Source organism: Streptomyces sp. NPDC127197 (assembly GCF_042672405.1).
Lineage (GTDB): Bacteria > Actinomycetota > Actinomycetes > Streptomycetales > Streptomycetaceae > Streptomyces > Streptomyces flavusporus.
The window spans coordinates 1-21,575 of record NZ_JBHXVG010000023.1 but is presented as its reverse complement, the minus strand read 5'-3'; the positions used below and the strand labels follow the sequence as shown (position 1 = coordinate 21,575).

Here is a 21,575-nt window from a genome sequence, read left to right as displayed (position 1 = left end):
CTCGCTCTCATGGACCTCCAGATCCGGCGAGCGGAACCCGCCGAATACGACCTCCTGGGCGACCTCATCGCGACCGCCTACCTCCGAGAGAACCTCCTGGACTACGGCGAGAACGACCCCTACCTGCCCGAACTCAAGAACGTCGCCAAGCGAGCCGCCGCCGCGGAAGTCCTGGTGGCCACCACCACCGACGAAGCCATCGGCACTGTCACCTTCGTCCCCGTCGGCGGTGGCCCGATGGCCGACATAGCCGGCCCCGGAGAGGCCGAGATCCGCATGCTGGCGGTGGCCCCGGAGGCGCGCGGCAAGGGCGCCGGCGAGGCCCTCGTCCGCGCCTGCGTCGACCGGGCCGCCGGAGCGGAGCGCATCGTGCTGTCCACGCAACGCAGCATGCACGCCGCCCACCGCCTCTACGAACGCCTCGGCTTCGTCCGTACACCAGAGCGGGACTGGAATCCGGTCCCGCACCTCGACGACATCACTCTCCTCACCTACCAGTTGACGCTCTGAAACCAGCGGGACACAACATCTGGGGGTGCTCCGCGAACCCGGCACAAGATGTATGCTCATGCTCGCTGTCGCCGCAGGGGAATCCGGTGCGAATCCGGAACTGTCCCGCAACGGTGTACTCGTACACGTATGCCCGCATGCCGTCGTACGAGAGTCAGTCCGAGGACCTGCCGACAGTGCGCCCGGCCATCCGGCCCGGGTGCCATGACGTCCGGGCCTCGTGGAATGGGCCGGTGGACGCGACGCCGTGTGCGCTCGTGAGCTGCCCCCTGCCCTCCGCAAGGCCCCGTGCCGAGCGAGGGAGAGCCCCACGTGACCATCGCGCCAGCCGAACCGGCTTCAGCCTCAGTGCCTCCGGTCGAGAGCGACGGTCCGGGAGCCGCGCTGCTGCGGACCCTGACCGAGCTGACCGCCGACCTCCCCGACGCCGACCCCGGACGGGTCGCCGCCGCCGCGCTGCGCGGCCGGTCCGCGCGGGCGGACGAGACGGAGCTGCGCGAGCTGGCCACGGAGGCGGCCGCCGGCCTCATCTCCGAGGACCCCGCCTACTCCCGGCTGGCCGCCCGCCTGCTGACGATCAGCATCGCCGCCGAGGCCGCCTCGCAAGGCGTCACGTCGTTCTCCGAGTCGGTCGCCGTCGGCCACCGCGAGGGTCTCATCGCCGACCGCACCGCCGAGTTCGTACGGCTGCACACGGCCCGCCTCGACGATCTGATCGACCGGAACGCCGACGACCGCTTCGGCTACTTCGGCCTGCGCACGCTCCACAGCCGCTACCTCCTCCGCCACCCCATCACCCGCAAGGTGATCGAGACGCCCCAGCACTTCCTGCTGCGTGTCGCCGCCGGTCTCGCCGAGGACGACACGGTGAGGTCCGTCGACGAAGTCGCCGCGCTCTACGGGCTCATGAGCCGCCTCGACTACCTCCCGTCCTCCCCCACGCTCTTCAACTCCGGTACGCGGCACCCCCAGATGTCGTCCTGCTACCTCCTGGACTCCCCCAAGGACGAGCTGGACTCCATCTACGACCGCTACCACCAGGTCGCCCGCCTCTCCAAGCACGCCGGCGGCATCGGCATCGCGTACTCCCGCATCCGCTCCCGCGGCTCCCTGATCCGCGGCACGAACGGCCACTCCAACGGCATCGTCCCGTTCCTGAAGACCCTCGACGCCTCGGTCGCCGCGGTGAACCAGGGCGGGCGGCGCAAGGGCGCGGCGGCGGTCTACCTGGAGACCTGGCACTCCGACATCGAGGAGTTCCTGGAGCTGCGTGACAACACCGGCGAGGACGCCCGGCGCACCCACAACCTGAACCTCGCGCACTGGATCCCGGACGAGTTCATGCGCCGGGTCGACGCCGACGAGCAGTGGTCGCTGTTCTCGCCGTCGGACGTGCCCGAGCTGGTCGACCTGTGGGGCGAGGAGTTCGACGCGGCGTACCGCAAGGCGGAGGCAGCAGGCCTCGCCAAGAAGACCATCCCGGCCCGTGACCTCTACGGCCGGATGATGCGCACCCTCGCGCAGACCGGCAACGGCTGGATGACCTTCAAGGACGCCGCCAACCGCACCGCCAACCAGACCGCCGAGCCGGGTCACGTGGTCCACTCCTCCAACCTCTGCACGGAGATCCTGGAGGTCACCGACGACGGGGAGACGGCGGTCTGCAACCTGGGCTCGGTCAACCTGGGCGCCTTCGCCGACGCGGCGACCGGCGGCATCGACTGGGAGCGGCTGGACGCCACCGTCCGTACCGCCGTCACCTTCCTCGACCGCGTCGTGGACATCAACTTCTACCCGACCGAGCAGGCGGGCCGGTCCAACGCCAAGTGGCGTCCGGTGGGCCTCGGCGCGATGGGCCTGCAGGACGTCTTCTTCAAGCTGCGCCTGCCCTTCGACTCACCCGAGGCCAAGGCCCTCTCCACCCGCATCTCCGAGCGCATCATGCTCGCCGCGTACGAGGCCTCCGCCGACCTGGCCGAGCGCAACGGCCCGCTGCCGGCCTGGCAGAAGACCCGTACCGCGAAGGGTGTTCTGCACCCCGACCACTACGGCGTCGAGCCGGCCTGGCCGGAGCGCTGGGCGGCGCTGCGGGCGCGGATCGCCGAAACGGGCATGCGCAACTCCCTGCTCCTGGCCATCGCGCCGACCGCCACGATCGCCTCGATCGCCGGTGTGTACGAATGCATCGAGCCGCAGGTGTCGAACCTCTTCAAGCGCGAGACGCTGTCCGGCGAGTTCCTCCAGGTCAACTCGTACCTGGTGCAGGACCTCAAGGACCTCGGCGTCTGGGACGCCCGCAGCCGTGAGGCGCTGCGCGAGGCGAACGGCTCGGTGCAGGACTTCGCCTGGATTCCCGAGGACGTGCGGCGGCTCTACCGCACGGCGTGGGAGATCCCGCAGCGCGGTCTGATCGACATGGCGGCCGCCCGCACGCCGTTCCTGGACCAGTCCCAGTCGCTGAACCTGTTCATGGAGACGCCGACCATCGGCAAGCTCTCCTCGATGTACGCGTACGCCTGGAAGCAGGGCCTGAAGACGACGTACTACCTCCGCTCCCGCCCGGCGACCCGCATCGCCCGCGCGGCGGGGGCCACCGTCCCCGTACGGCAGCCGGCCCCCGAGGAGGCGGTCGCCTGCTCCCTGGAAAACCCCGAGTCCTGCGAGGCCTGCCAGTAATGCCCAGCAATCAGAACCTGCTCGATCCCGGCTTCGAGCTGACCCTGCGCCCCATGCGCTACCCGGACTTCTACGAGCGCTACCGGGACGCCATCAAGAACACCTGGACCGTGGAGGAGGTCGACCTCCATTCGGATGTGTCGGATCTCGCCAAACTGTCACATGGTGAGCAGCACCTGATCGGCCGTCTGGTCGCCTTCTTCGCGACGGGCGACTCGATCGTGGCCAACAACCTGGTGCTGACGCTCTACAAGCACATCAACTCCCCCGAGGCCCGGCTGTACCTGAGCCGTCAGCTCTTCGAGGAGGCCGTCCACGTCCAGTTCTACTTGACGCTGCTGGACACCTATCTCCCCGACCCGGAGGACCGCGCGGCGGCCTTCGCGGCGGTCGAGAACATCCCCTCCATCCGCGAGAAGGCCGAGTTCTGCTTCAAGTGGATGGACTCGGTGGAGTCGATCGACCGCCTGGAGACACAGGCCGACCGTCGCCGCTTCCTGCTCAACCTCATCTGCTTCGCCGCGTGCATCGAGGGCCTGTTCTTCTACGGCGCCTTCGCCTACGTCTACTGGTTCCGCAGCCGGGGCCTGCTGCACGGCCTGGCCACCGGCACCAACTGGGTGTTCCGTGACGAGACGATGCACATGAGCTTCGCCTTCGACGTCGTGGACACCGTCCGCAAGGAGGAGCCGGAGCTGTTCGACGACGCGCTCCGGCAGCAGGTCACCGACATGCTGCGGGAGGCCGTCGAGGCCGAGCTGCAGTTCGCGCGCGACCTGTGCGGTGACGGCCTCCCGGGCATGAACACCGACTCGATGCGGCAGTACCTCGAGTGCGTCGCCGACCAGCGGCTCACGCGCCTCGGCTTCGCCCCGGTGTACGACTCCGAGAACCCCTTCTCCTTCATGGAGCTGCAGGGGGTTCAGGAGCTCACCAACTTCTTCGAGCGGCGTCCCTCGGCGTACCAGGTGGCGGTGGAGGGCACCGTCGACCTGGACGAGGACTTCTGATCCTCCTTCTCCCTGTGGTGGTCCTGGGCCTCCCTGAGCTGTCGGTCGACGCGCCGGTCGTGGGCGATGCCGATCAGTGAGGGGAGGACCATGATCGCGAAGAGTGCGAGGACGGCCAGCATTCCGATCAGGGCTTCGATCTGGTTTGCGTTCATGGACACCACTGTCGCGCCGGATACTCCTTACCAACAGTGGCAGGTCTGCCGTAGAACCTCGAATTACTGCCACTCCTGCGGCACACTGGGGAGCATGCTGCAGAACGTGGCCGCCGTCCTCGTCGACGGCGTGAATCCCTTCGAACTCGGCGTCATCTGCGAGGTCTTCGGCATCGACCGCAGCGACGACGGACTGCCGGTGTACGACTTCGCGGTCGCCTCGGCCGAGGGGCCGGTGCTGCGCTCCAACGCCGGCTTCTCGATGCAGGTCGAGCACGGGCTGGAGCGGCTGGAGACGGCCGACCTGATCGCCGTACCGGCCGGGGCGGGGTACGAGTCCCGGACCTTCCCGCCAGAGCTGCTCGACGCCCTGAGCCGGGCCGTGGACCGGGGTGCGCGGGTGCTCAGCGTGTGCTCCGGCGTCTTCGTGCTGGGTGCCGCGGGGCTGCTGGACGGGCGGCGCTGTGCCGTGCACTGGCGGCACGCGGCCGAGCTGTCCCGGCAGTATCCGCGGGCGATCGTCGAGCCGGACGTCCTCTACGTCGACGAGGACCCGGTGATCACCTCGGCCGGCACGGCCGCCGGCATCGACGCCTGTCTGCACATCGTGCGCAAGGAGCAGGGGCCCGAGGTCGCCAACCGGATCGCCCGGCGGATGGTCGTGCCGCCGCACCGCGACGGGGGCCAGGCCCAGTACATCGAGCGGCCGCTGCCCGCCTCCGAGTGCGACACGGTCGCCGAGGTGCTGGTGTGGATGGAGCGCAACCTCGACCAGGAGGTGACCGTCGAGCAGCTCGCCGCCCGCGCCCTGATGTCCCCGCGCACCTTCGCCCGCCGCTTCCAGCAGGAGACGGGGACGACTCCGTACCGCTGGATCCTGCGCCAACGGGTGCTGCTGGCCCAGCGGTTGCTGGAGGCGACGGACGAGACGGTGGACGCGATCGCGGGCCGCACGGGGTTCGGGAACGCGGCCGCGCTGCGCCATCAGTTCGTACGGGCGCTGGGAACGACCCCGAACGCCTACCGGCGCACGTTCAGAGGGCCTCAGGCCGCCTGAACGCGCGCCCGGCCGTCACCTCGGTACCGGCCTGAGCAGCAGCTTGTGCGGGCGCAGCGTGATGCCCACCCGGGTCGTGTCGTTGGACCCGGCCACCTGCTCGAAGCGGTACCTGGTCGCCACCGCCGCCGTGATCAGCGACAGCTGGGCCATCGAGAAGTGGTCGCTCGGGCACTTGCGGTTGCCCACGCTGAACGGGCTCATGGCGTATTTCGGCACGTCCTTGACGCGTTCCGGAAGCCACCGGTCGGGGTCGAACTTCAGGTTGTCCGCATACGAACGCGGATCGCGCTGGATCGCGTACGGGCTGTAGATGATGTCCGCCCCGGCCGGAATGCGATAGCCGCCGAGTTCCGTGTCGGTGACGGCACGCCGCGTCAGTATCCATACGGCCGGACGCAAACGCATCGCCTCGACGACGACATTGTTCGTGTGCGTGAGCCCCCGGACGTCCTCGAATGCGACGGGCCGCCCACCGGTCACGGATTCAACTTCGTCCCGGACCTTGTCCGCGTGTTCCGGATGCTCGGCGAGCACCTGGAGCAGCCACATGATCGTGGACGCCACCGTTTCGCTTCCGGGAGTGAGTATCGCGACGACCTGGTCGTGGATCTCCTGTTCCCCGATGGGGTCGCCATTGTCGTCCTTCGCCTCCAGCAACGCCGTCAGCAAATCGTCCGGCTTTTGACCGGATGCCCGGCGCTCGGCCACGATCTCGTCGACCAGGAGATGCAAATCGGCCAGCGCCCGGTTGAATTCCCGGTTGGCGGGGAGCGGCAGTTTGTACAGCGGTCCGAGCGGCATGACCATGTGTTGGTACATACCGCGGAACACGGTGGCGAGCGCGACGCACAGCCGCTCGGCCCGCTCGTCCATGTACTCGCCGCGCAGCAGGCACCGGGCCGCGATGCGCACGGCGACCCGGAAGGACTCGGATGTGCAGTCGATGGTCTCGCCGGGCTTCCAGCGCTCGGTCAGCGCATGCGCCTCCTCCTCCATGATCGGCCCGTACGCCGGGATGGCGTCGAGCCGGAAGGCGGGCTGGATGGTGCGCCGCTGGCGCCGGTGGGTGGGCCCGTTGGCGGTGGCCACGCCCTCCTTGCCGAGCAGGCCTTCCAGGGACTCCCACAGCGGGCCGTCGATCTTGTAGTCGGGGCTCAGCGCCAGGGCTCCGGTGAGCGCCGGGGTGGTGACGGCGTACACCGTCTTCGGGCCGAGCTTCAGCCGGACGACGTCGCCGTCGTCGCGCAGCCGGGACATGAAGGCCAGCGGGTCGCGGACCAGCTTCCAGCCGTGGCCGAGGAGCGGGACACCGCCGCCCGCGAGGGGCGGTTCGCGCAGTTCCGACGCGTGTGCCGGGGCGTCGGGCTTCACAGACTCGACGGTCATTTCTCACCTGCCGCTTCGTTGTTGACGTACGGGGGCGTGGACCGGTCGTCCCAGCTGTCGACCATGTAACGGCCGGATTCGTGGTGGAACCAGTAGACGGAACTGAACCAGTTCCGCATATTCGTGAGGCAGGCGCGCACGGCAATGCTCAGTTCCTTGCCGCGCAGCGTTCCGTCGTCGAGGCCGTCGGCGAACCGCACGGCCTCCCGTTCGGCGGCGAGGAATTCGGTGATGCATTCCTCGACCCGCCGCCGCACTTCCACCACTGCCTCTTCCAGCGTCAGCCCCTCATGGGTGATGAGACTGATTCCGAGATTGTGGACCTCATCGCCCGCGATTTCTTTGGGCAGCGAACAGAGGTCGTTGTACCAGGCGGCGAATTCCTGACTCAGCAGCGCCGCCCTCCGATATGCCGGGTGTTTCCGCACGCCGGCCGGGAGTTCCTGTCCGGCGCTCGGCTCCAGCAGGTCGGTCCAGATCCAGTGTGCGAACGTGAGCCGGCGCAGCGCGAGATATTCCTCGACCGTGGGCACGATTCCCTCGGTGCGATTGCGGAATTCCCGGTCGTACGCCTCGATCACCTCGTGGAAGTGCCGGGCGAACCGCTCGTTCCAGGTGCGGGGCAGGAACGAGTACAGCCGCAGCACACTGTCCGCGAGTCCCGCGACCACGGGATCCTCGTGGTGCAGATGGTTCCGGGGAGAATCGAGCGCCTCGTGCAAGCGGCCGCGCAGCCGGCGCCAGGCCGTCGGCCGGCGGTGGACGATGTCACGGTCGTGGCGGTCGTCCCAGACGAAGAACCACGCGCTGTAGTCCGCTATCGCCTGGAGCACCTCGTCCGGGGCACCCAGGTAGTACCCCGCCATGAGATCGGTGTAGCACAGGCCGTCGGCATATTCCTCAATCTTGTCCGCCGGCATGAGCCGTTTTTCCAGGAGCCAGGTGCGGGTCTTCTCCTGGAGCCTGGGCCAATACGGGTGCAATTGCCTGGGAAACGCCGCCTCGATCATCGGGAGAGACAGCGACGGTGGGATGGCGATCGCTGTTGCGGTCGATGTGGTGCTGTGTGGGAAAGCAGGCACGAACAAACCCCTCTCAGCCGCCAGTTGGGCACGCCCCTCCCGCTGTGCCGGGCGTGCGCCGTTGCGTATCCCCGCACTTCCATTCAGCACTACAACTGACCGTTCTGGGAACGGATTTGCTTCATTCACTACCCCACAACGCCGAGATTCCCCTCTCCCCTGACCGATTTTGGATCACCGGCAGACCGCATGCGATCGAACGTGCGACGGACAGACGAACGGCGCCTGATCGGGGAGGGAACCCTGATCAGACGCCGCGCGCAGGAGAGTGGCGAGGGCAGTCAGCCGTTCGCGACCACGGGATAGCGGGGCTCGTTCTCGGCCATCTGCCGCAGCGCGTCCTTGCGTTCGCGCTTGGAGAGCCGGTCGATGTAGAGGTACCCGTACAGGTGGTCCGTCTCGTGCTGCAAACACCGAGCGAAGTAGCCGGTGCCGCGCACCTTGATCGGGTTGCCCCGCTCGTCCTGCCCGGTCACCTCGGCGTAGTCCGGCCGCGCAAGCGGCGCGTACGCGGTGGGCACCGACAGACAGCCCTCGTTGCTGTCGTCCAGCCGGCGCTTCTCGGCGGGCAGCTCCACCAGCTTGGGGTTGCACACGACGCCGACGTGCCGGACGCCCGCGTCGTCCTGGCAGTCGTAGACGAAGACCTTCAGATCGACGCCGATCTGGTTGGCGGCGAGGCCCACGCCCTCGGCGGTGCGCTGGCTGGCGAACATGTCGTCGACCAGCTTCAGCAGTTCGTCGTCGAAGGTGGTGACGTCCTTGCACTCCTTGTGCAGGACCGGGTTGCCCACGACCGTGATGGGGCGCGAGGTGCCGCGCGCGCGGTATGCCTGCTCGCGCTCCTCGCAGTCCTCCGTGTCGATGACGAAGCCCTCGTCGTCCACGGGGAGCACGCCCGCGTGCTGCTGATCGGTGTCCTGCTGCGCCATGACCGACGTACGCCTTCCTGCAAAAACTGGGGTGTGATGCTGATACAGGGTACGGGGAGCGCCCCGTAAGGGGCGCGGGGAACTGCGCGACCAGCCACAACGAACCCGCAGCGGGACTCAGTCCTCAGCAAACCTCTTCCAGATCCCGCCAGTCCCGAGAGTCAGGCGAGTCAGCAACCCACCCGTCCAGCAACCCCCGTACCAGCGAAGCCGGCGCAGCCACCCCGCACTCGCGCTCGGGCACCCACAGCTGCCCGTCCGTGCGATGGCCGAGCGGCCCCGGATGACCGGGCTCGCTGTGATCGTGCGGATCCAGGTGCTCCCCGTCCCCCTCGTCCGCCGGCATCCGCGACTCCGAGCACAGCCGGCACAGCAGCCGCACGGACGACGACCAGTCCTCCGCAGCGAACCCGGCGTCGGCCGCCAGCTGCTCCAGGGCGTCCCGGTCGGCCTCGGTGTCGGCCTCCAGGAGAACCACCCAGGTCGGCACCGGCGAGGGCGCCCACAGCTCGATCTCGTCGAAGACCGGATAGGAATGCCCCGCCGCAGTCGTCCGCTCTCCGTGCGGCACGCCGTCGTGCAGTACGACCTCACCCCAGCGCCGCCCGGAGGACGGCAGCGGAATGGACTGCACCTCGATCCGCGCGGGATCCAGCCGCTGCCCCCACACCACCTCGGCCTCGCCCTCCGGCGACAGCCGTACGGCCGCGCTGCCGAGGTCCATGCCGACCGGCTCGCCGGACGCGGTGGCGCCGCCGGGCACATGCAGCCCGTAGGCCTGCCAGGCGCGCCGGGCCAGCGGCCAGTCCTGCAGGGCGGTGGCGGCGATGCCGACGTTCCACCAGTCGGGTGCGCCGGTCTCCCGGTCGAGCAGGGCCACGGCCCTGAGGCCCGCCGCCCTGGCCTGCTCCCAGTCGTGCCGGAACTTGTGCAGCAGGGCGAGGTTGAACCAGGACTCCGACAGCCAGGGCTCCAGGTCGGCGGCCCGGGTCAGCAGCGCGCCCGCGTCCTCGTACCGGCCGTCCCCGATCAGCGTGAACGCACGGTCGGTGGCCTGCCGCCAGGAGGCGGAGGGCCGGTGCCGTCCCTTGCCGAAGATCCTCACGATTCCCGCCTGCCAGTTCCGTTCGGTGGGCTGGCCTGTGCCCCCGGACACCCTTCCCTTCGCATCCAACCACGTGCGGCTGGAAGGACGCTCATTACCCATGGGTTACCCCACGGAGGGCAGGGTCAGACCATCGCGGAACAGTACCCGGGCCAGTGCCTCGACGACCTCGGGAGCGTAGTCCCCGGCGGTCCCCAGCCGCAGCTCCTCCAGCGCCGTCAGGGGTCCGCCGGGTCCGGCGTCGCGCACCTTCTCCTCGTACGCGTTCACGGCCCGTACGATCCGGGCGGCGACCGGCTGCTCCGGGTAGGGGTCGGCCTGCCGCTCCACGACGACCGCGACCGAGGGGTCGACCCCGGTCTGCCGTACGACGGCCCCGCCCAGCAGCGCGATCCGTCGCTGCTCGGCGGCGGGCAGCCCGGCCGTGGCCCCGGCCGGCACCGGATCGACCAGGCTGAGCTGCCCGATGTCATGCATGAGGGCCGCGTACTCGAGCACGGTGAGCTCGGGCTCGCTCAGCCCCAGGTCCCGCCCGACGGCCCGGCTGAGCGCGGCCACCCTGCGAGCATGCCCGGCCGGCGTGTACCCCGCTATCTCGGTGGCCCGGGCGAGGGAGGCGATGGTCTGCCGGTAGGTGGTCCGCACGGCTGCGTACCGCCGCAGGGACACCTGCGCGAGCAGCAGCGGCAGACAGAACACGGGCAGCGCCCACAGCCCGACGACGGCGACCGCGAGCGCCATCACCGCCCCGGTCGCGCACACGGCCGACCCGATGCCCGGCATGGCCCGCAGCTCGTCCCGCAGCAGCGGCCCGAACGGCCACCCGGTACGGGAGTGCGCCAGTGCCGCGGCGAGCACGGCGTCGCACAGCACGCTCACCGTGAGCAGGGCGATCAGCAGCAGCGCGTAGGCGGGCCCGCTCCAGTCCCCGAACAACCCCTGCTTGTACAGGGGTTGGAAACACAGGGCGGCGAACCCCACGGTGAGCACCCGCCGGGTCAGATGATCGACCACGGGCCCCCGCCCGCGGCCGATGTGCGGCACGCATCCGGCCAGTGAGGCGGCGAGCACGACACTGACGACCTGGGCGACGCCGTGTGCAGTGGGGTTCCCGGCGTCCTCGCCGAGCAGGGCGTACGACAACGCTCCCGCGGCCCCGAGTGGCGCCGCCTCCCTGACCTGCGGCCCCGTCCACCGGGCCAGTTCCCCGACGGTGACGAGCACCCCGAAGGCAAGGGCGACACCGCGCTCTTGGAGACCGGTCCAGAGGGTGATGCCGAGGGACACGGAGGCGAGGAGCCCGGCGGAGAGATGAATGAGATGGAGGGGCAAGCGCAGTCGACGGGGTCTCAACGCTTCACTCCTGCCCGACTGGAAACAGGTTGAGCGGGTGGGTGAAGGCGACGGGACTGCGCGCCGTCAGCAGTCACCGCCGGATGCCACCCACACCGCTCCACCCCCCGCACCAACGCCGCGACCATCCGAGGGTCGAACTGTGCCCCCGCACACCGCTCGAGTTCCTCCAGCGCGGCCGCAACAGGCCGCCCCCGCCGATAGGACCGCGTGGACGTCATCGCATCGAACGCATCCGCCACCGCAACCACCCGAGCGGACTCAGGAATCTGGCTCGCCCTGAGCCCGTACGGATACCCGCTCCCGTCCAACCGCTCGTGATGGTGCAGTACGGCCGCCCGGGCCTCCCCCAGGAACGAGATCCCCCGCACCATCTCGTGCCCGTACTCGGGATGCAGCTCGATCACCCGCCGCTCCTCGGGCGTCAACGGCCCGTCCTTGCGCAGCAGCCGCGTGGGAACCCCCAGCTTCCCCACGTCGTGCAGAATCCCGGCGAACCGCAGGACCTCCACCCGCTCGTCGTCCATGCCCAGTTCGCGCGCGATCATCATCGAGGCCTGCCCGACGCGCTCGCTGTGCCCGCGCGTGTACTCGTCCTTGATGTCGACGGCCTGCACCAGCGCACGGATCGTCGCCTGGTGGGCCCCCCGCTCCCGGTGGTACTGCGCGAACGCCCACCAGGACACGCACATGGGCAGCAGTACGAGCAGGGAGGCGGGCGGCCCGTACGGGCTGCGCCACAGCACGGCCATCATCAGCCCGGCGAGGCCGTGCACCGCGAGCGGCGCCAGTGACCGGAGGAAGAGCCCCCGCCAGGCGGCCCGCACGGGCACATGCTCGGCGAGCGCGAGAATGCCCCCGTCCAGCACGGTCAGCACCAGGCAGAACGCCAGCACGGCGGCCCCGGCCGGCACAAGGGCGTAGGGAAAGTCGGGCGCGACCACGGCGTCCCGCCCGCCGAGCGCGCCATGGACGCGGGCGGCGGCCCACACCGCGAGGGTGAGCTGGGCGGCCCGCCAGATCCGCCGCAGCCCGACGGGGCGCCGCTCCACCGGCGACAGCAGCGCTCCCGGCAGGGCGACGAGCGCCGCGGCGGCCGGCGGCAGCAGAAACGCCCCGGCGAGCAGGACGGGGTGGAAGGCGCCGGCGATGCGTCTGCGGGCGAGCCACTCACCACCGGCGTACAGAACGGCCAGCAGGATCATCGCCCGCCACGACGCACGTACCGTCGGCAGCGGCAGCAGGCAGACCAGGGCACCGAGGACGACACAGGCGACGTACACACGTGCGCGTGCCGGAACCGCCTCCATGACGACGCCCCTCCCCCGGTCCCCCGACCGTGCCTGTCCAGGCTCCGGAGCTTAGGGCGGTGAGGGGGAGGGGCGCGGCCGACGGACGGCCGATTAGCACGTTCGGGTGACGGGACCCCCGTAGCGGAATCCCGTCCCCGGAGTTTCAGGATTCCTGCGGGGTCGCCTGGGGCGTGGCCGTCACGTCGTGCTCGGGCACGGCCTGCCCGGAGCGGATCAGATCGATCCGTCCCATGACCTTGGCCCGCAGGTCGGTGGGCACGTCGTCATGCCCGCAGCACCGCTTGACCAGCTTCTTCACGGCCTGCTCCAGGCCGTACTTCTCCAGGCACGGCGAGCATTCCTCGAAGTGGTGCTGGATCTTCTCGCGATCGACGTCCGGCATCTCACTGTCGAGGAACTCGTACAGATGGTCCAGGACTTCACTGCAGTCCGTCTCGTGCGGCTCTCCGCAGCTCATGAGCCCGAGCCTTTCGCTTCGTTCGACTCTCCGGCGCCCGCCGGGACCAGCCCCCGCTCACGGGCGTAGTCCTCGAGCATGCCGCGCAGTTGACGGCGGCCCCGGTGCAGCCGGGACATCACCGTACCGATGGGTGTCCCCATGATGTCCGCGATCTCCTTGTACGCAAAGCCCTCTACGTCCGCGAGATAGACGGCGATGCGGAATTCCTCGGGGATCGCCTGCAACGCTTCCTTCACGTCCGAGTCGGGCAGGTGGTCGAGCGCCTGCGACTCCGCGGAGCGCAGGCCCGTCGACATGTGCGACTCGGCACGGGCGAGCTGCCAGTCCTCGATCTCCTCGGCCGCGCTGCGCTGGGGTTCGCGCTGCTTCTTGCGGTACGAGTTGATGAAGGTGTTGGTGAGGATCCGGTACAGCCACGCCTTCAGGTTGGTGCCCTCGCGGAACTGGTGGAAGGACGCGTACGCCTTGGCGTACGTCTCCTGCACCAGGTCCTCGGCGTCGGCCGGGTTGCGCGTCATGCGCAGCGCGGCCGAGTACATCTGGTCGAGGAATTCGAGCGCGTCCCGCTCGAAGCGCGCACTGCGCTGAGCGGTCGACTCCGTGCTCGAGTCCCCGCTGATGCCCTGGCCCTCGGGCAGCTCCGCCTGGCCGTTGTCGGTCCCTGCGTCGGTACCGGTGACCGGACCCACCTCCTCAAGATTCCGGGCGAGACCGAATGCGGTCCCACCAGAATCGGAGGATAGACGACGATCCGCACCCGCCGCCGCTCGAACAGGAACGGCCTTGGCCGCGTGCAGCACCGTCCAGTCCAGGTCAGTGCGGCTGCTGCGGCTCGGGCAGTAGATCGAACCCATGCGGCGGACTTCCTCTCCTACGACGTCGGCGCTGGTCATCAGCACTTCTGTCCGCCTCAACAGTGGTCGGGGCCCCGGCATTCCCGAAGCTTTACCCGAGTGACCCGGTCCACCGCACCACCGCGTCCGTGAGGATCTCCAGGGCCTGCTCCTGGGTGATCTCCGCCCGCTTCGGGACCGCGAAAGCATGATCGCCGTACGGCACCTCGACCAGCTCGTGGGAACCCTCGGGGAACTCCGCGGGCTTTCCCCACGGGTCGTTCCCGCCCTGGACGACGAGGGTCGGCACCCCGGCCCCGAGCAGCTCCTCGGCGCGGGACTTCTCCGGCTTGCCCGGCGGGTGGAGCGGGAAGGCGAGGGCGAGGACCGCCGCCGCCCCGAGCTCCGTCGCCGTACGGCAGGCGACCCGGGCGCCCGCGCTGCGTCCGCCCGCGACGACCGGCAGCCCGGGCTTGGCCAGGGCCGGCCAGATCCCGCGCCAGCCCACGTCCAGCGTCTTCGGCGCGGGGGCCATCTTCTTCCCGGCGACCCGCCAGGGCTGCTCGACGCGGGCGACGCTCACCCCGTGCCCGGGCAGCACGTCCGCGACTGCCTTGAGGTCGCGCGCCTCGATGCCACCGCCGGCGCCGTGGCCGAGGGCCAGAACGAGCCTGGCCCTCCGCGCCTTGTGCCAGGTGATGCGGGCGGTACCGGCGTCCGTCTCGATGATCTCGCTCACATCAGAAGAGTGTGCCCTCTTCGGGGCCTTCGAGCTCCGTGAGCAGCTCCGGGCCGTTGTTGCGGACGTTGCTGACGGCCGTGGTCACCGGGTAGGCGCGCATCAGGCCGGGCGGGGGCGGGGCGAGCAGCTCCCGCAGGTCGTCGGGGTCGGTGCGGGACGGGTCGAGCCAGGCGTCCCAGCGGTCCGGGGTGAGCATCAGCGGCATCCGGGGATGGATGTCGGCGAGGGTGTACGGGCCGTCGGCGGGGGCCACGGCCAGTGGGCTCTTCTCGGCCTCCGTGGTGATGACGGAGCAGGTGGCCCACCAGGCCTGCGGGTGGTCGTCGGGCAGCGTCCGGTCCCGCCAGAACTCGTACAGCCCGGCCATCGCGAACACCGACCCGTCGGCGGGGAGCACGAAGTACGGCTGTTTGCGCGGCCGCTTCTTCTTGCCCTCGACCTCCAGGTCCCGCTCCTGCTTGCCGGTGACCCACTCGTAGTAGCCGTCGGCGGGCAGGATGCAGCGCCGGGTGGTGAAGGCGCGGCGGTAGGCCGGCTTCTCGTGGACCGTCTCCGCGCGCGCGTTGATCATCCGGGCGCCGCCCTCGGGCGTCTTGGCCCAGGACGGGACCAGTCCCCACTTCAGCTTGCGCAGCTGGCGAACCGGGCGCCGGTCGTCGACGTCCTTCAGAGGACGGTCGAGGACCGCGTGGACCTCTTTGGTCGGCGCCACGTTGTAGTCGGGCTCCAGAGTCTCCTCGGGCTCCCACTTCTCGATCTCAAAGATTCCTACGAGATCCTCGGGCCTACGACTCGATGCATACCGTCCGCACATACGTGCCACACTGCCAGACTCCGCCGATCAGAGGGAGCGCCCCAGAAACATGGACAGCACTACAGCCACCTCTCTGTGGGACGAGCTCATCGGCACCCAGCCCGACCCCGACGTGTGGGTGGTGATCGCCACCCTGGTCGCCGCTCTCGCGGTGATCGTCCCGCACGGCCTGTGGCGCGTCTTCCGCAATGCCATCACCATCGCCCACGAGGGCGGCCACGGCCTGGTCGCCCTGCTGACCGGCCGGACCCTGACCGGCATACGGCTGCACTCCGACACCAGCGGCCTCACCGTCAGCCGCGGCAAGCCGTACGGCCTCGGCATGATCCTCACGGCCGCCGCCGGCTACACCGCTCCCCCGCTGCTCGGCCTCGGCGGTGCCGCGCTGCTCGCCACGGGCCGCATCACACTGCTGCTGTGGCTGGCCACGGCGCTGCTGGTGGCCATGCTGGTGATGATCCGCAACGCGTACGGGGCACTCACCGTGATCCTGACCGGCGGTATGTTCCTGATGGTGTCCTGGCTGACCGGCCCGCAGATACAGGCGGCGTTCGCCTACGCGGTGGTGTGGTTCCTGCTGGTGGGCGGCGTGCGCCCGGCGTTCGAACTCCAGGCGAAGCGCTCACGGGGAGGCGCGGGAGACTCGGACGCGGACCAGCTGTCCCGCCTGACACACGCCCCGGCAGGCCTGTGGCTTTTCCTGTTCCATGCCGTGTCCTTCTCCTCGCTGATAGGTGGGGGGCGTTGGCTACTCGGGGCATGACCAGCAGACCTAAGGGGCGCGGGGAACTGCGCGACCAGCCCCGACGGCGCCGCACCCGAACAACGGCCTCCCACTAGAGTGGGGCCCATGGCCCCGAACGACGCACACACCACCCTCTGGCCCGCCCCGCACGCGAGCGGAGCCGTCAATGCCACGGTCCATGTGCCCGGGTCCAAGTCGGTCACCAACCGCGCCCTGGTGCTCGCCGCCCTCGCCTCCGAGCCCGGCTGGCTGCGCCGCCCGCTGCGTTCCCGTGACACGCTCCTGATGGCGGGTGCCCTGCGTGCGATGGGCGTCGCCATCGAGGAGGGCGTGGGTCCGGACGGCACCGGCGAGGCCTGGCGGGTGCTCCCGGCCGGTCTGCGCGGCCCGGCCACGGTCGACGTCGGAAACGCCGGCACGGTGATGCGGTTCCTGCCGCCGGTCGCCGCGCTCGCCGACGGCCCCATCCGCTTCGACGGGGACCCGAGGTCGTACGAGCGCCCGCTGAACGGCGTGATCGACGCCCTGCGCGTCCTCGGCGCCCGGATCGACGACGACGGTCGCGGCGCGCTGCCGCTGACGGTGCACGGCGGGGGCGCCCTGGACGGCGGCCCGGTCGAGATCGACGCCTCCTCCTCGTCCCAGTTCGTGTCGGCGCTGCTGCTGTCCGGCCCGCGTTTCAACCAGGGCGTCGAGGTCCGCCACACCGGCTCGACGCTCCCCTCGATGCCGCACATCCGCATGACCGTCGACATGCTGCGCGCGGTCGGCGCCCAGGTCGACACCCCGGAGTCGGGCGGCGAGCCGAACGTCTGGCGGGTCACTCCGGGCGCCCTGCTCGGCCGTGACCTGACCATCGAGCCGGACCTGTCCAACGCCCAGCCGTTCCTGGCCGCGGCGCTGGTGACCGGCGGCAAGGTGCTGATCCCGGACTGGCCGTCGCGCACCACCCAGCCCGGCGACCGGCTGCGCGAGATCTTCACCGAGATGGGCGGTTCCTGCGAACTGACCGACTACGGCCTCGAGTTCACCGGGTCGGGCTCGGTCCACGGCATCGACGTGGACCTCGGCGACGTGGGCGAGCTGACCCCCGGCATCGCGGCCGTCGCCGCCCTCGCCGGCTCCCCGTCCACCCTGCGCGGGGTGGCCCACCTGCGCCTGCACGAGACGGACCGGCTGGCCGCCCTCACCAAGGAGATCAACGAACTCGGCGGTGACGTGACGGAGACCGCCGACGGCCTGCACATCCGCCCGCGCCCCCTGCACGGCGGGATCTTCCACACGTACGAGGACCACCGGATGGCCACTGCCGGCGCGATCATCGGCCTCGCGGTGGAGGGCGTGCAGATCGAGAACGTGGCGACGACGGCGAAGACCCTGCCGGACTTCCCCGACCTGTGGACCGGGATGCTCGGGGCATAGGGACGGCGGGATCAGGTCATGCGCCGCTACGGCAAGCACACCGACGAGGACGACATCCGCTCCCGCCCCAACCGCAAGGGCAACCGGCCGCGTACGAACATCCGGCCCAAGCACGAGGACGCCGCCGAGGGCATGGTCCTCACCGTCGACCGCGGCCGGCTCACCTGCCTCGTCGAGGACCGGATCGTGCTGGCGATGAAGGCCCGCGAACTGGGCCGCAAGGCGGCGGTGGTCGGCGACCGGGTGGCCCTCGTCGGCGATCTGTCCGGCAAGAAGGACACGCTCGCCCGGATCGTGCGCATCGAGGAGCGCACGTCGGTGCTGCGCCGCACCGCGGACGACGACGACCCGTACGAGCGGGTGGTCGTCGCCAACGCCGACCAGCTGGCCATCGTCACCGCCCTCGCCGACCCGGAGCCGCGCCCGCGTCTGATCGACCGCTGTCTGGTGGCGGCGTACGACGGCGGACTCGAACCCCTCCTGGTCATGACGAAGTCGGATCTCGCCCCGCCCGACAAGCTCCTGGAGCTCTACGGCCACCTGGACATCCCGTACGTCGTCACCAGCCGCGAGGAACTGGACAGCGGCGAGGCGGCGGACCGCGTACGGGACCAGCTGGACGGCAAGATCACGGCCTTCGTCGGCCACTCCGGCGTCGGCAAGACGACCCTGGTCAACGCCCTGGTGCCCAAGGAGCGCCGCCGCCTGACCGGGCATGTGAACGTGGTGACGGGCCGCGGCCGGCACACCACGACGTCGGCCCTGGCGCTCCCGCTGTCCGGCACGGACGGCTGGGTGATCGACACCCCGGGCGTACGGTCCTTCGGCCTCGCCCACGTCGACCCGTCCCGGGTGATCCACGCCTTCCCCGACCTGGAACCGGGCACGGAGGGCTGCCCGCGCGCGTGCAGTCACGACGAGCCGGACTGTGCGCTGGACGCCTGGGTGGCCGAAGGCCATGCCGACCCCGCCCGCCTGTACTCGCTGCGCCGACTGCTGGCCACGCGGGAGCGCAAGGAAGGCGACTGACCCGCGCGTTGTTTCTCTTCACGCGGGGTTTGCCTCCCGGCGGGTCCGGTAAGGGCATAATCGCTAGGCCGGATCCCAGGGGTGAGCAAAGCCTGACAAGCGGTCACCGGACGTGGACGTACGGGGAGGACAGCACATGGCGTGGCTGCTGGTCATCGTGGCCGGGTTGCTCGAAACCGGCTTCGCCGTCTGCCTGAAGCTGTCCCACGGCTTCACGCGGCTGTGGCCGACCGTCGCCTTCTGCGTCTTCGCACTGGGCAGCTTCGGCCTGCTGACGCTGTCCCTGAAAAAGCTCGACGTGGGCCCCGCCTACGCGGTGTGGACCGGCATCGGCGCGGCCGGCACCGCCATCTACGGCATGGTCTTCCTCGGCGACATCGTGTCGACGTTGAAGATCGTCTCGATCAGCCTGGTGATCATCGGCATCATCGGCCTCCAGCTGTCCGGCTCGGCCCACTGACCCGAGGACTCACACCGGCTGCCGGTACAGGGCCCCGCGGACGAGATCGGCGACCCCGCCCTCGACAGGCGGTGCGGCCACGCAGGACAGCGCGAGGCGGACGACCAGTTCGCAGGAGCGGGCCAGGTCGGCGGTGTCCGTCTTCTGCGCGCCGGGACCGGCCAGCACCGCCACCGCGCGGTCGCGGACGAGCGCCACGAAGTCGCCGGGCGAGGGCAGCGGCCCGTCGGCGCGCCGCTGCGCGGGTACGGCGGAGGAGGACGGCACCGCCGACAGCCTCGGTGCGGGCAGCCGTTCGTTCCAGCAGCCGGTGAGCATGGCCCGCACCAGCGCGTTCTCCCGGGCGGCCGACGTGGTCCACTCCGCGGTGGCGGTGAGCCGCTCACGGGCGTCGCTGTGGGTGGCCAGCGCGCGTTCGACGCCGGCGAGATACCCGTCGGCCTCCCTGCGCACCAGCGCCCGGGCCAGCCCGTCCTTGCTGCCGAACTCGTTGTACAGCGTCTGCCGGGACACCCCGGCCGCCGCGGCCACGTCCACCATCCGCACCGCGGCCCACGGCCGACGGGCGAGCGCCGTGTAAGCGGCATCCAGCAGGGACTCCCGCGCTGCAGGCATCATCGCCTCCCGGGACAACGAATTCCTGCCCAGATTTGACGCGCCCGGGGGCACTGTCAAGGGTTCGTACAGGCGCGGAGGGGGCGCACCAGGGCACCCTCCCACGCCGCCCCCCCATAGCCCCGTACCAACAGATCCAGATACCGTTCGCTCATGCCCGACTATCTCGACGACCTGCGTCTCGCCCACGTCCTCGCGGACGCCGCCGACGCCGCGACGACGGACCGCTTCAAGGCCCTCGACCTCAAGGTCGAGACGAAGCCCGACATGACGCCGGTGTCCGAGGCCGACCGGGCGGCCGAGGAGCTCATCCGCGGCCAGCTCCAACGCGCCCGCCCCCGCGACGCGATCCTCGGCGAGGAGTACGGCATCGAGGGCACCGGCCCGCGCCGCTGGGTCATCGACCCGATCGACGGCACCAAGAACTACGTCCGCGGCGTCCCCGTCTGGGCCACTCTCATCTCGCTGATGGAGGCGGCGGAGGGCGGCTATCAGCCCGTCGTCGGCGTCGTCTCCGCCCCCGCCCTGGGCCGCCGCTGGTGGGCCGCGAAGGGCCACGGCGCCTTCACCGGGCGCAGCCTGTCCTCCGCCACCCGGCTGCACGTCTCCCGTGTCTCCAAGCTGTCGGACGCCTCGTTCGCGTACTCCTCCCTGTCCGGCTGGGAGGAGCAGGACCGTCTGAACGGCTTCCTGGACCTCACCCGCGAGGTCTGGCGCACGCGCGCGTACGGCGATTTCTGGCCGTACATGATGGTCGCCGAGGGCTCGGTCGACATGTGCGCCGAGCCCGAGCTGTCGCTCTGGGACATGGCCGCGAACGCGATCATCGTGACGGAGGCCGGCGGCACCTTCACGGGCCTCGACGGCCGTCCGGGCCCGCACAGCGGCAACGCGGCCGCGTCGAACGGCCTGCTCCACGACGAGTTGCTCGGCTACCTCAACCAGCGCTACTGAACGCCCCCTTGTTGACCCTCTCTTTGCCTGTCACTCTGAGAATCCCCGGCCTTGTGAACTTGTGAAACGATGAACAAAGTGCAATGACCGAAGCCGGGGCTTCCTCAGGAGGTGGCTCCATCCCATGCTCGTCCGCGACGCCATGAGCACGGTGGTCCTCACCATCGGCCCCACCCACACGCTTCGCCAGGCAGCCGCCCTGATGTCCGCCCGCAGGGTCGGCGCGGCCGTGGTCCTCGACCCCGACGCCGGCGGCATCGGCATCCTCACCGAGCGGGACATCCTCAACTCCGTGGGCCTGGGTCAGGACCCGGACACGGAGCTGTCCCACGCCCACACCACCACCGACGTCGTCTTCGCCGCCCCGGCCTGGACCCTGGAGGAGGCGGCCCGTGCCATGGCGCACGGCGGCTTCCGCCATCTCATCGTTCTCGACCGTGGCGAACCCGCCGGCATCGTCTCGGTCCGCGACATCATCCGCTGCTGGGTGCCGGCCCGGCAGCAGGTACCGGCCTAGAGGCGCGCGAAGCGGGCCGGGCTCCCCGAGGAACCCGGCCCGTCGCCACGGCAAGCGATCCAGTGCTGGCTGGTGTCAGCCGCGCAGGGCCTGGACGGCGGCTTCCAGCCGCTTGCCGAAGTCACCGTCCGCCTGGCGGAAGTTGTTGATCGCCCGCTCGGCGATGTCGTCGCGCGACACCCCGGCGATGCTGCCCGCCAGGTTGTTGATCAGGCGCTCCTTCTCGTCCTCGGACATCAGGCGGTAGAGGTTGCCCGCCTGGACGAAGTCGTTGTCCTCGGCGTGCACCGGCGCCGGGTGGTTGCCCGTGCCGGCCGTGAAGTCCGAGCTGGAGGCCCACAGCGGCCGGTCCGTCTGGAACGGGCCGCCGAAGCTGTTCGGCTCGTAGTTCTTCGCGCCCTT

23 protein-coding genes and 1 riboswitch are annotated in these 21,575 nt (G+C 70.3%); of the genes, 10 read left to right on the top strand and 13 right to left on the bottom strand.

The window, feature by feature from the left end; translation table 11 throughout:
* Nucleotides 1–9: 9 nt before the first annotated feature.
* The 3 genes from ACFVJQ_RS29905 to ACFVJQ_RS29895 all read left to right on the top strand — a co-directional run bounded on the left by ACFVJQ_RS29905 (nucleotide 10) and on the right by ACFVJQ_RS29895 (nucleotide 4,196).
* Complete coding sequence (locus ACFVJQ_RS29905) at nucleotides 10–510, top strand: GNAT family N-acetyltransferase (protein WP_385513383.1); 501 nt, start codon at nucleotides 10–12, stop codon at nucleotides 508–510.
* A 77-nt stretch (nucleotides 511–587) separates the two neighbouring features.
* Nucleotides 588–678, top strand: a riboswitch (cobalamin riboswitch).
* A 144-nt stretch (nucleotides 679–822) separates the two neighbouring features.
* Nucleotides 823–3,186 carry a ribonucleoside-diphosphate reductase subunit alpha gene (locus ACFVJQ_RS29900; RefSeq protein ID WP_385788615.1) on the top strand — a complete coding sequence of 788 codons (2,364 nt, stop codon included), beginning with the start codon at nucleotides 823–825 and terminating at the stop codon, nucleotides 3,184–3,186.
* Complete coding sequence (locus ACFVJQ_RS29895; RefSeq protein WP_385788613.1) at nucleotides 3,186–4,196, top strand: ribonucleotide-diphosphate reductase subunit beta; 1,011 nt, start codon at nucleotides 3,186–3,188, stop codon at nucleotides 4,194–4,196. Before ACFVJQ_RS29900 ends, ACFVJQ_RS29895 begins: the two co-directional genes overlap by 1 nt.
* Here the strand turns inward: ACFVJQ_RS29895 and ACFVJQ_RS29890 are convergent.
* Nucleotides 4,109–4,351 (bottom strand): hypothetical protein, encoded by a 243-nt coding sequence (locus ACFVJQ_RS29890; protein ID WP_385788611.1) that lies wholly within the window; start codon nucleotides 4,349–4,351, stop codon nucleotides 4,109–4,111. The genes ACFVJQ_RS29895 and ACFVJQ_RS29890 overlap by 88 nt on opposite strands.
* 94 nt (nucleotides 4,352–4,445) lie before the next feature.
* Here ACFVJQ_RS29890 and ACFVJQ_RS29885 point away from each other — a divergent pair, with 94 nt between their 5' ends.
* Nucleotides 4,446–5,408, top strand: coding sequence for a GlxA family transcriptional regulator (locus ACFVJQ_RS29885; RefSeq protein ID WP_224736771.1), 963 nt, complete (start codon nucleotides 4,446–4,448; stop codon nucleotides 5,406–5,408).
* Nucleotides 5,409–5,423: 15 nt separating this feature from the next.
* On the opposite strand, the gene ACFVJQ_RS29880 is transcribed toward ACFVJQ_RS29885, so the two are convergent.
* The 10 genes from ACFVJQ_RS29880 to ACFVJQ_RS29835 all read right to left on the bottom strand — a co-directional run bounded on the left by ACFVJQ_RS29880 (nucleotide 5,424) and on the right by ACFVJQ_RS29835 (nucleotide 15,431).
* A complete protein-coding gene (locus tag ACFVJQ_RS29880; protein WP_385513387.1) occupies nucleotides 5,424–6,797 on the bottom strand; it encodes a cytochrome P450 in 1,374 nt (457 codons plus the stop codon).
* On the bottom strand, nucleotides 6,794–7,879 hold the full coding sequence (gene cyc1 / locus ACFVJQ_RS29875; RefSeq protein ID WP_385788718.1) for an epi-isozizaene synthase: 1,086 nt from the start codon (nucleotides 7,877–7,879) through the stop codon (nucleotides 6,794–6,796). Before cyc1 ends, ACFVJQ_RS29880 begins: the two co-directional genes overlap by 4 nt.
* Before the next feature lie 281 nt (nucleotides 7,880–8,160).
* Nucleotides 8,161–8,811: a peptide deformylase gene (gene def / locus ACFVJQ_RS29870; protein ID WP_385513388.1), complete on the bottom strand. Its 651-nt coding sequence runs from the start codon at nucleotides 8,809–8,811 to the stop codon at nucleotides 8,161–8,163.
* A gap of 124 nt (nucleotides 8,812–8,935) precedes the next feature.
* Nucleotides 8,936–9,916 (bottom strand): hypothetical protein, encoded by a 981-nt coding sequence (locus ACFVJQ_RS29865; protein WP_224736768.1) that lies wholly within the window; start codon nucleotides 9,914–9,916, stop codon nucleotides 8,936–8,938.
* 105 nt (nucleotides 9,917–10,021) lie between these two features.
* Entirely contained in the window at nucleotides 10,022–11,269 is a 1,248-nt protein-coding gene (locus tag ACFVJQ_RS29860; RefSeq protein ID WP_385788608.1) for an HD-GYP domain-containing protein, read from the bottom strand.
* Nucleotides 11,266–12,579, bottom strand: coding sequence for an HD-GYP domain-containing protein (locus ACFVJQ_RS29855; protein WP_385788606.1), 1,314 nt, complete (start codon nucleotides 12,577–12,579; stop codon nucleotides 11,266–11,268). Before ACFVJQ_RS29855 ends, ACFVJQ_RS29860 begins: the two co-directional genes overlap by 4 nt.
* Nucleotides 12,580–12,724: 145 nt before the next feature.
* Nucleotides 12,725–13,039: a mycothiol system anti-sigma-R factor gene (gene rsrA / locus ACFVJQ_RS29850; protein WP_385513391.1), complete on the bottom strand. Its 315-nt coding sequence runs from the start codon at nucleotides 13,037–13,039 to the stop codon at nucleotides 12,725–12,727.
* Nucleotides 13,036–13,731 carry a sigma-70 family RNA polymerase sigma factor gene (locus ACFVJQ_RS29845; RefSeq protein WP_385513406.1) on the bottom strand — a complete coding sequence of 232 codons (696 nt, stop codon included), beginning with the start codon at nucleotides 13,729–13,731 and terminating at the stop codon, nucleotides 13,036–13,038. Before ACFVJQ_RS29845 ends, rsrA begins: the two co-directional genes overlap by 4 nt.
* A gap of 256 nt (nucleotides 13,732–13,987) precedes the next feature.
* Complete coding sequence (locus ACFVJQ_RS29840) at nucleotides 13,988–14,614, bottom strand: alpha/beta family hydrolase (RefSeq protein WP_385788604.1); 627 nt, start codon at nucleotides 14,612–14,614, stop codon at nucleotides 13,988–13,990.
* A gap of 1 nt (nucleotide 14,615) precedes the next feature.
* Complete coding sequence (locus tag ACFVJQ_RS29835; RefSeq protein ID WP_224736763.1) at nucleotides 14,616–15,431, bottom strand: SOS response-associated peptidase; 816 nt, start codon at nucleotides 15,429–15,431, stop codon at nucleotides 14,616–14,618.
* Between the two features lie 49 nt (nucleotides 15,432–15,480).
* Here ACFVJQ_RS29835 and ACFVJQ_RS29830 point away from each other — a divergent pair, with 49 nt between their 5' ends.
* The 4 genes from ACFVJQ_RS29830 (at nucleotide 15,481) to ACFVJQ_RS29815 (ending at nucleotide 19,087) form a co-directional block, all read left to right on the top strand.
* Nucleotides 15,481–16,194 (top strand): M50 family metallopeptidase, encoded by a 714-nt coding sequence (locus ACFVJQ_RS29830; protein WP_385788601.1) that lies wholly within the window; start codon nucleotides 15,481–15,483, stop codon nucleotides 16,192–16,194.
* An 87-nt stretch (nucleotides 16,195–16,281) separates the two neighbouring features.
* Complete coding sequence (aroA, locus tag ACFVJQ_RS29825; protein WP_385788599.1) at nucleotides 16,282–17,598, top strand: 3-phosphoshikimate 1-carboxyvinyltransferase; 1,317 nt, start codon at nucleotides 16,282–16,284, stop codon at nucleotides 17,596–17,598.
* Nucleotides 17,599–17,616: 18 nt separating this feature from the next.
* Complete coding sequence (gene rsgA, locus ACFVJQ_RS29820) at nucleotides 17,617–18,627, top strand: ribosome small subunit-dependent GTPase A (RefSeq protein WP_385513395.1); 1,011 nt, start codon at nucleotides 17,617–17,619, stop codon at nucleotides 18,625–18,627.
* 136 nt (nucleotides 18,628–18,763) lie between these two features.
* Nucleotides 18,764–19,087: a DMT family transporter gene (locus ACFVJQ_RS29815; RefSeq protein ID WP_385788597.1), complete on the top strand. Its 324-nt coding sequence runs from the start codon at nucleotides 18,764–18,766 to the stop codon at nucleotides 19,085–19,087.
* Nucleotides 19,088–19,096: 9 nt separating this feature from the next.
* Here ACFVJQ_RS29815 and ACFVJQ_RS29810 read toward each other — a convergent pair whose 3' ends face one another.
* Nucleotides 19,097–19,705, bottom strand: a complete 609-nt coding sequence (locus ACFVJQ_RS29810; protein WP_385788595.1) for a TetR/AcrR family transcriptional regulator — start codon at nucleotides 19,703–19,705, stop codon at nucleotides 19,097–19,099.
* 150 nt (nucleotides 19,706–19,855) lie between these two features.
* Here ACFVJQ_RS29810 and hisN point away from each other — a divergent pair, with 150 nt between their 5' ends.
* Both hisN and ACFVJQ_RS29800 read left to right on the top strand, forming a co-directional pair.
* Nucleotides 19,856–20,656: a histidinol-phosphatase gene (gene hisN / locus ACFVJQ_RS29805; RefSeq protein WP_385513398.1), complete on the top strand. Its 801-nt coding sequence runs from the start codon at nucleotides 19,856–19,858 to the stop codon at nucleotides 20,654–20,656.
* A gap of 124 nt (nucleotides 20,657–20,780) precedes the next feature.
* Entirely contained in the window at nucleotides 20,781–21,173 is a 393-nt protein-coding gene (locus ACFVJQ_RS29800; RefSeq protein WP_224736757.1) for a cyclic nucleotide-binding/CBS domain-containing protein, read from the top strand.
* Between the two features lie 75 nt (nucleotides 21,174–21,248).
* Here the strand turns inward: ACFVJQ_RS29800 and ACFVJQ_RS29795 are convergent.
* The coding region (locus ACFVJQ_RS29795) for a catalase-related domain-containing protein (protein WP_385788593.1) at nucleotides 21,249–21,575 on the bottom strand (327 nt) is incomplete at its 5' end.

Excerpts from the sequence above, each read along its gene's own strand:
- ACFVJQ_RS29905 (WP_385513383.1), top strand. The coding sequence starts at position 10 with ATGGACCTCCAGATCCGGCGAGCGGAACCCGCCGAATACGACCTCCTG.
- ACFVJQ_RS29895 (WP_385788613.1), top strand. The coding sequence starts at position 3,186 with ATGCCCAGCAATCAGAACCTGCTCGATCCCGGCTTCGAGCTGACCCTG.
- ACFVJQ_RS29890 (WP_385788611.1), bottom strand. The coding sequence starts at position 4,351 with ATGAACGCAAACCAGATCGAAGCCCTGATCGGAATGCTGGCCGTCCTC.
- ACFVJQ_RS29885 (WP_224736771.1), top strand. The coding sequence starts at position 4,446 with ATGCTGCAGAACGTGGCCGCCGTCCTCGTCGACGGCGTGAATCCCTTC.
- ACFVJQ_RS29880 (WP_385513387.1), bottom strand. The coding sequence starts at position 6,797 with ATGACCGTCGAGTCTGTGAAGCCCGACGCCCCGGCACACGCGTCGGAA.
- def (WP_385513388.1), bottom strand. The coding sequence starts at position 8,811 with ATGGCGCAGCAGGACACCGATCAGCAGCACGCGGGCGTGCTCCCCGTG.
- ACFVJQ_RS29855 (WP_385788606.1), bottom strand. The coding sequence starts at position 12,579 with ATGGAGGCGGTTCCGGCACGCGCACGTGTGTACGTCGCCTGTGTCGTC.
- rsrA (WP_385513391.1), bottom strand. The coding sequence starts at position 13,039 with ATGAGCTGCGGAGAGCCGCACGAGACGGACTGCAGTGAAGTCCTGGAC.
- ACFVJQ_RS29835 (WP_224736763.1), bottom strand. The coding sequence starts at position 15,431 with ATGTGCGGACGGTATGCATCGAGTCGTAGGCCCGAGGATCTCGTAGGA.
- ACFVJQ_RS29830 (WP_385788601.1), top strand. The coding sequence starts at position 15,481 with ATGGACAGCACTACAGCCACCTCTCTGTGGGACGAGCTCATCGGCACC.
- aroA (WP_385788599.1), top strand. The coding sequence starts at position 16,282 with ATGGCCCCGAACGACGCACACACCACCCTCTGGCCCGCCCCGCACGCG.
- rsgA (WP_385513395.1), top strand. The coding sequence starts at position 17,617 with ATGCGCCGCTACGGCAAGCACACCGACGAGGACGACATCCGCTCCCGC.
- ACFVJQ_RS29815 (WP_385788597.1), top strand. The coding sequence starts at position 18,764 with ATGGCGTGGCTGCTGGTCATCGTGGCCGGGTTGCTCGAAACCGGCTTC.
- ACFVJQ_RS29810 (WP_385788595.1), bottom strand. The coding sequence starts at position 19,705 with ATGATGCCTGCAGCGCGGGAGTCCCTGCTGGATGCCGCTTACACGGCG.
- hisN (WP_385513398.1), top strand. The coding sequence starts at position 19,856 with ATGCCCGACTATCTCGACGACCTGCGTCTCGCCCACGTCCTCGCGGAC.
- ACFVJQ_RS29800 (WP_224736757.1), top strand. The coding sequence starts at position 20,781 with ATGCTCGTCCGCGACGCCATGAGCACGGTGGTCCTCACCATCGGCCCC.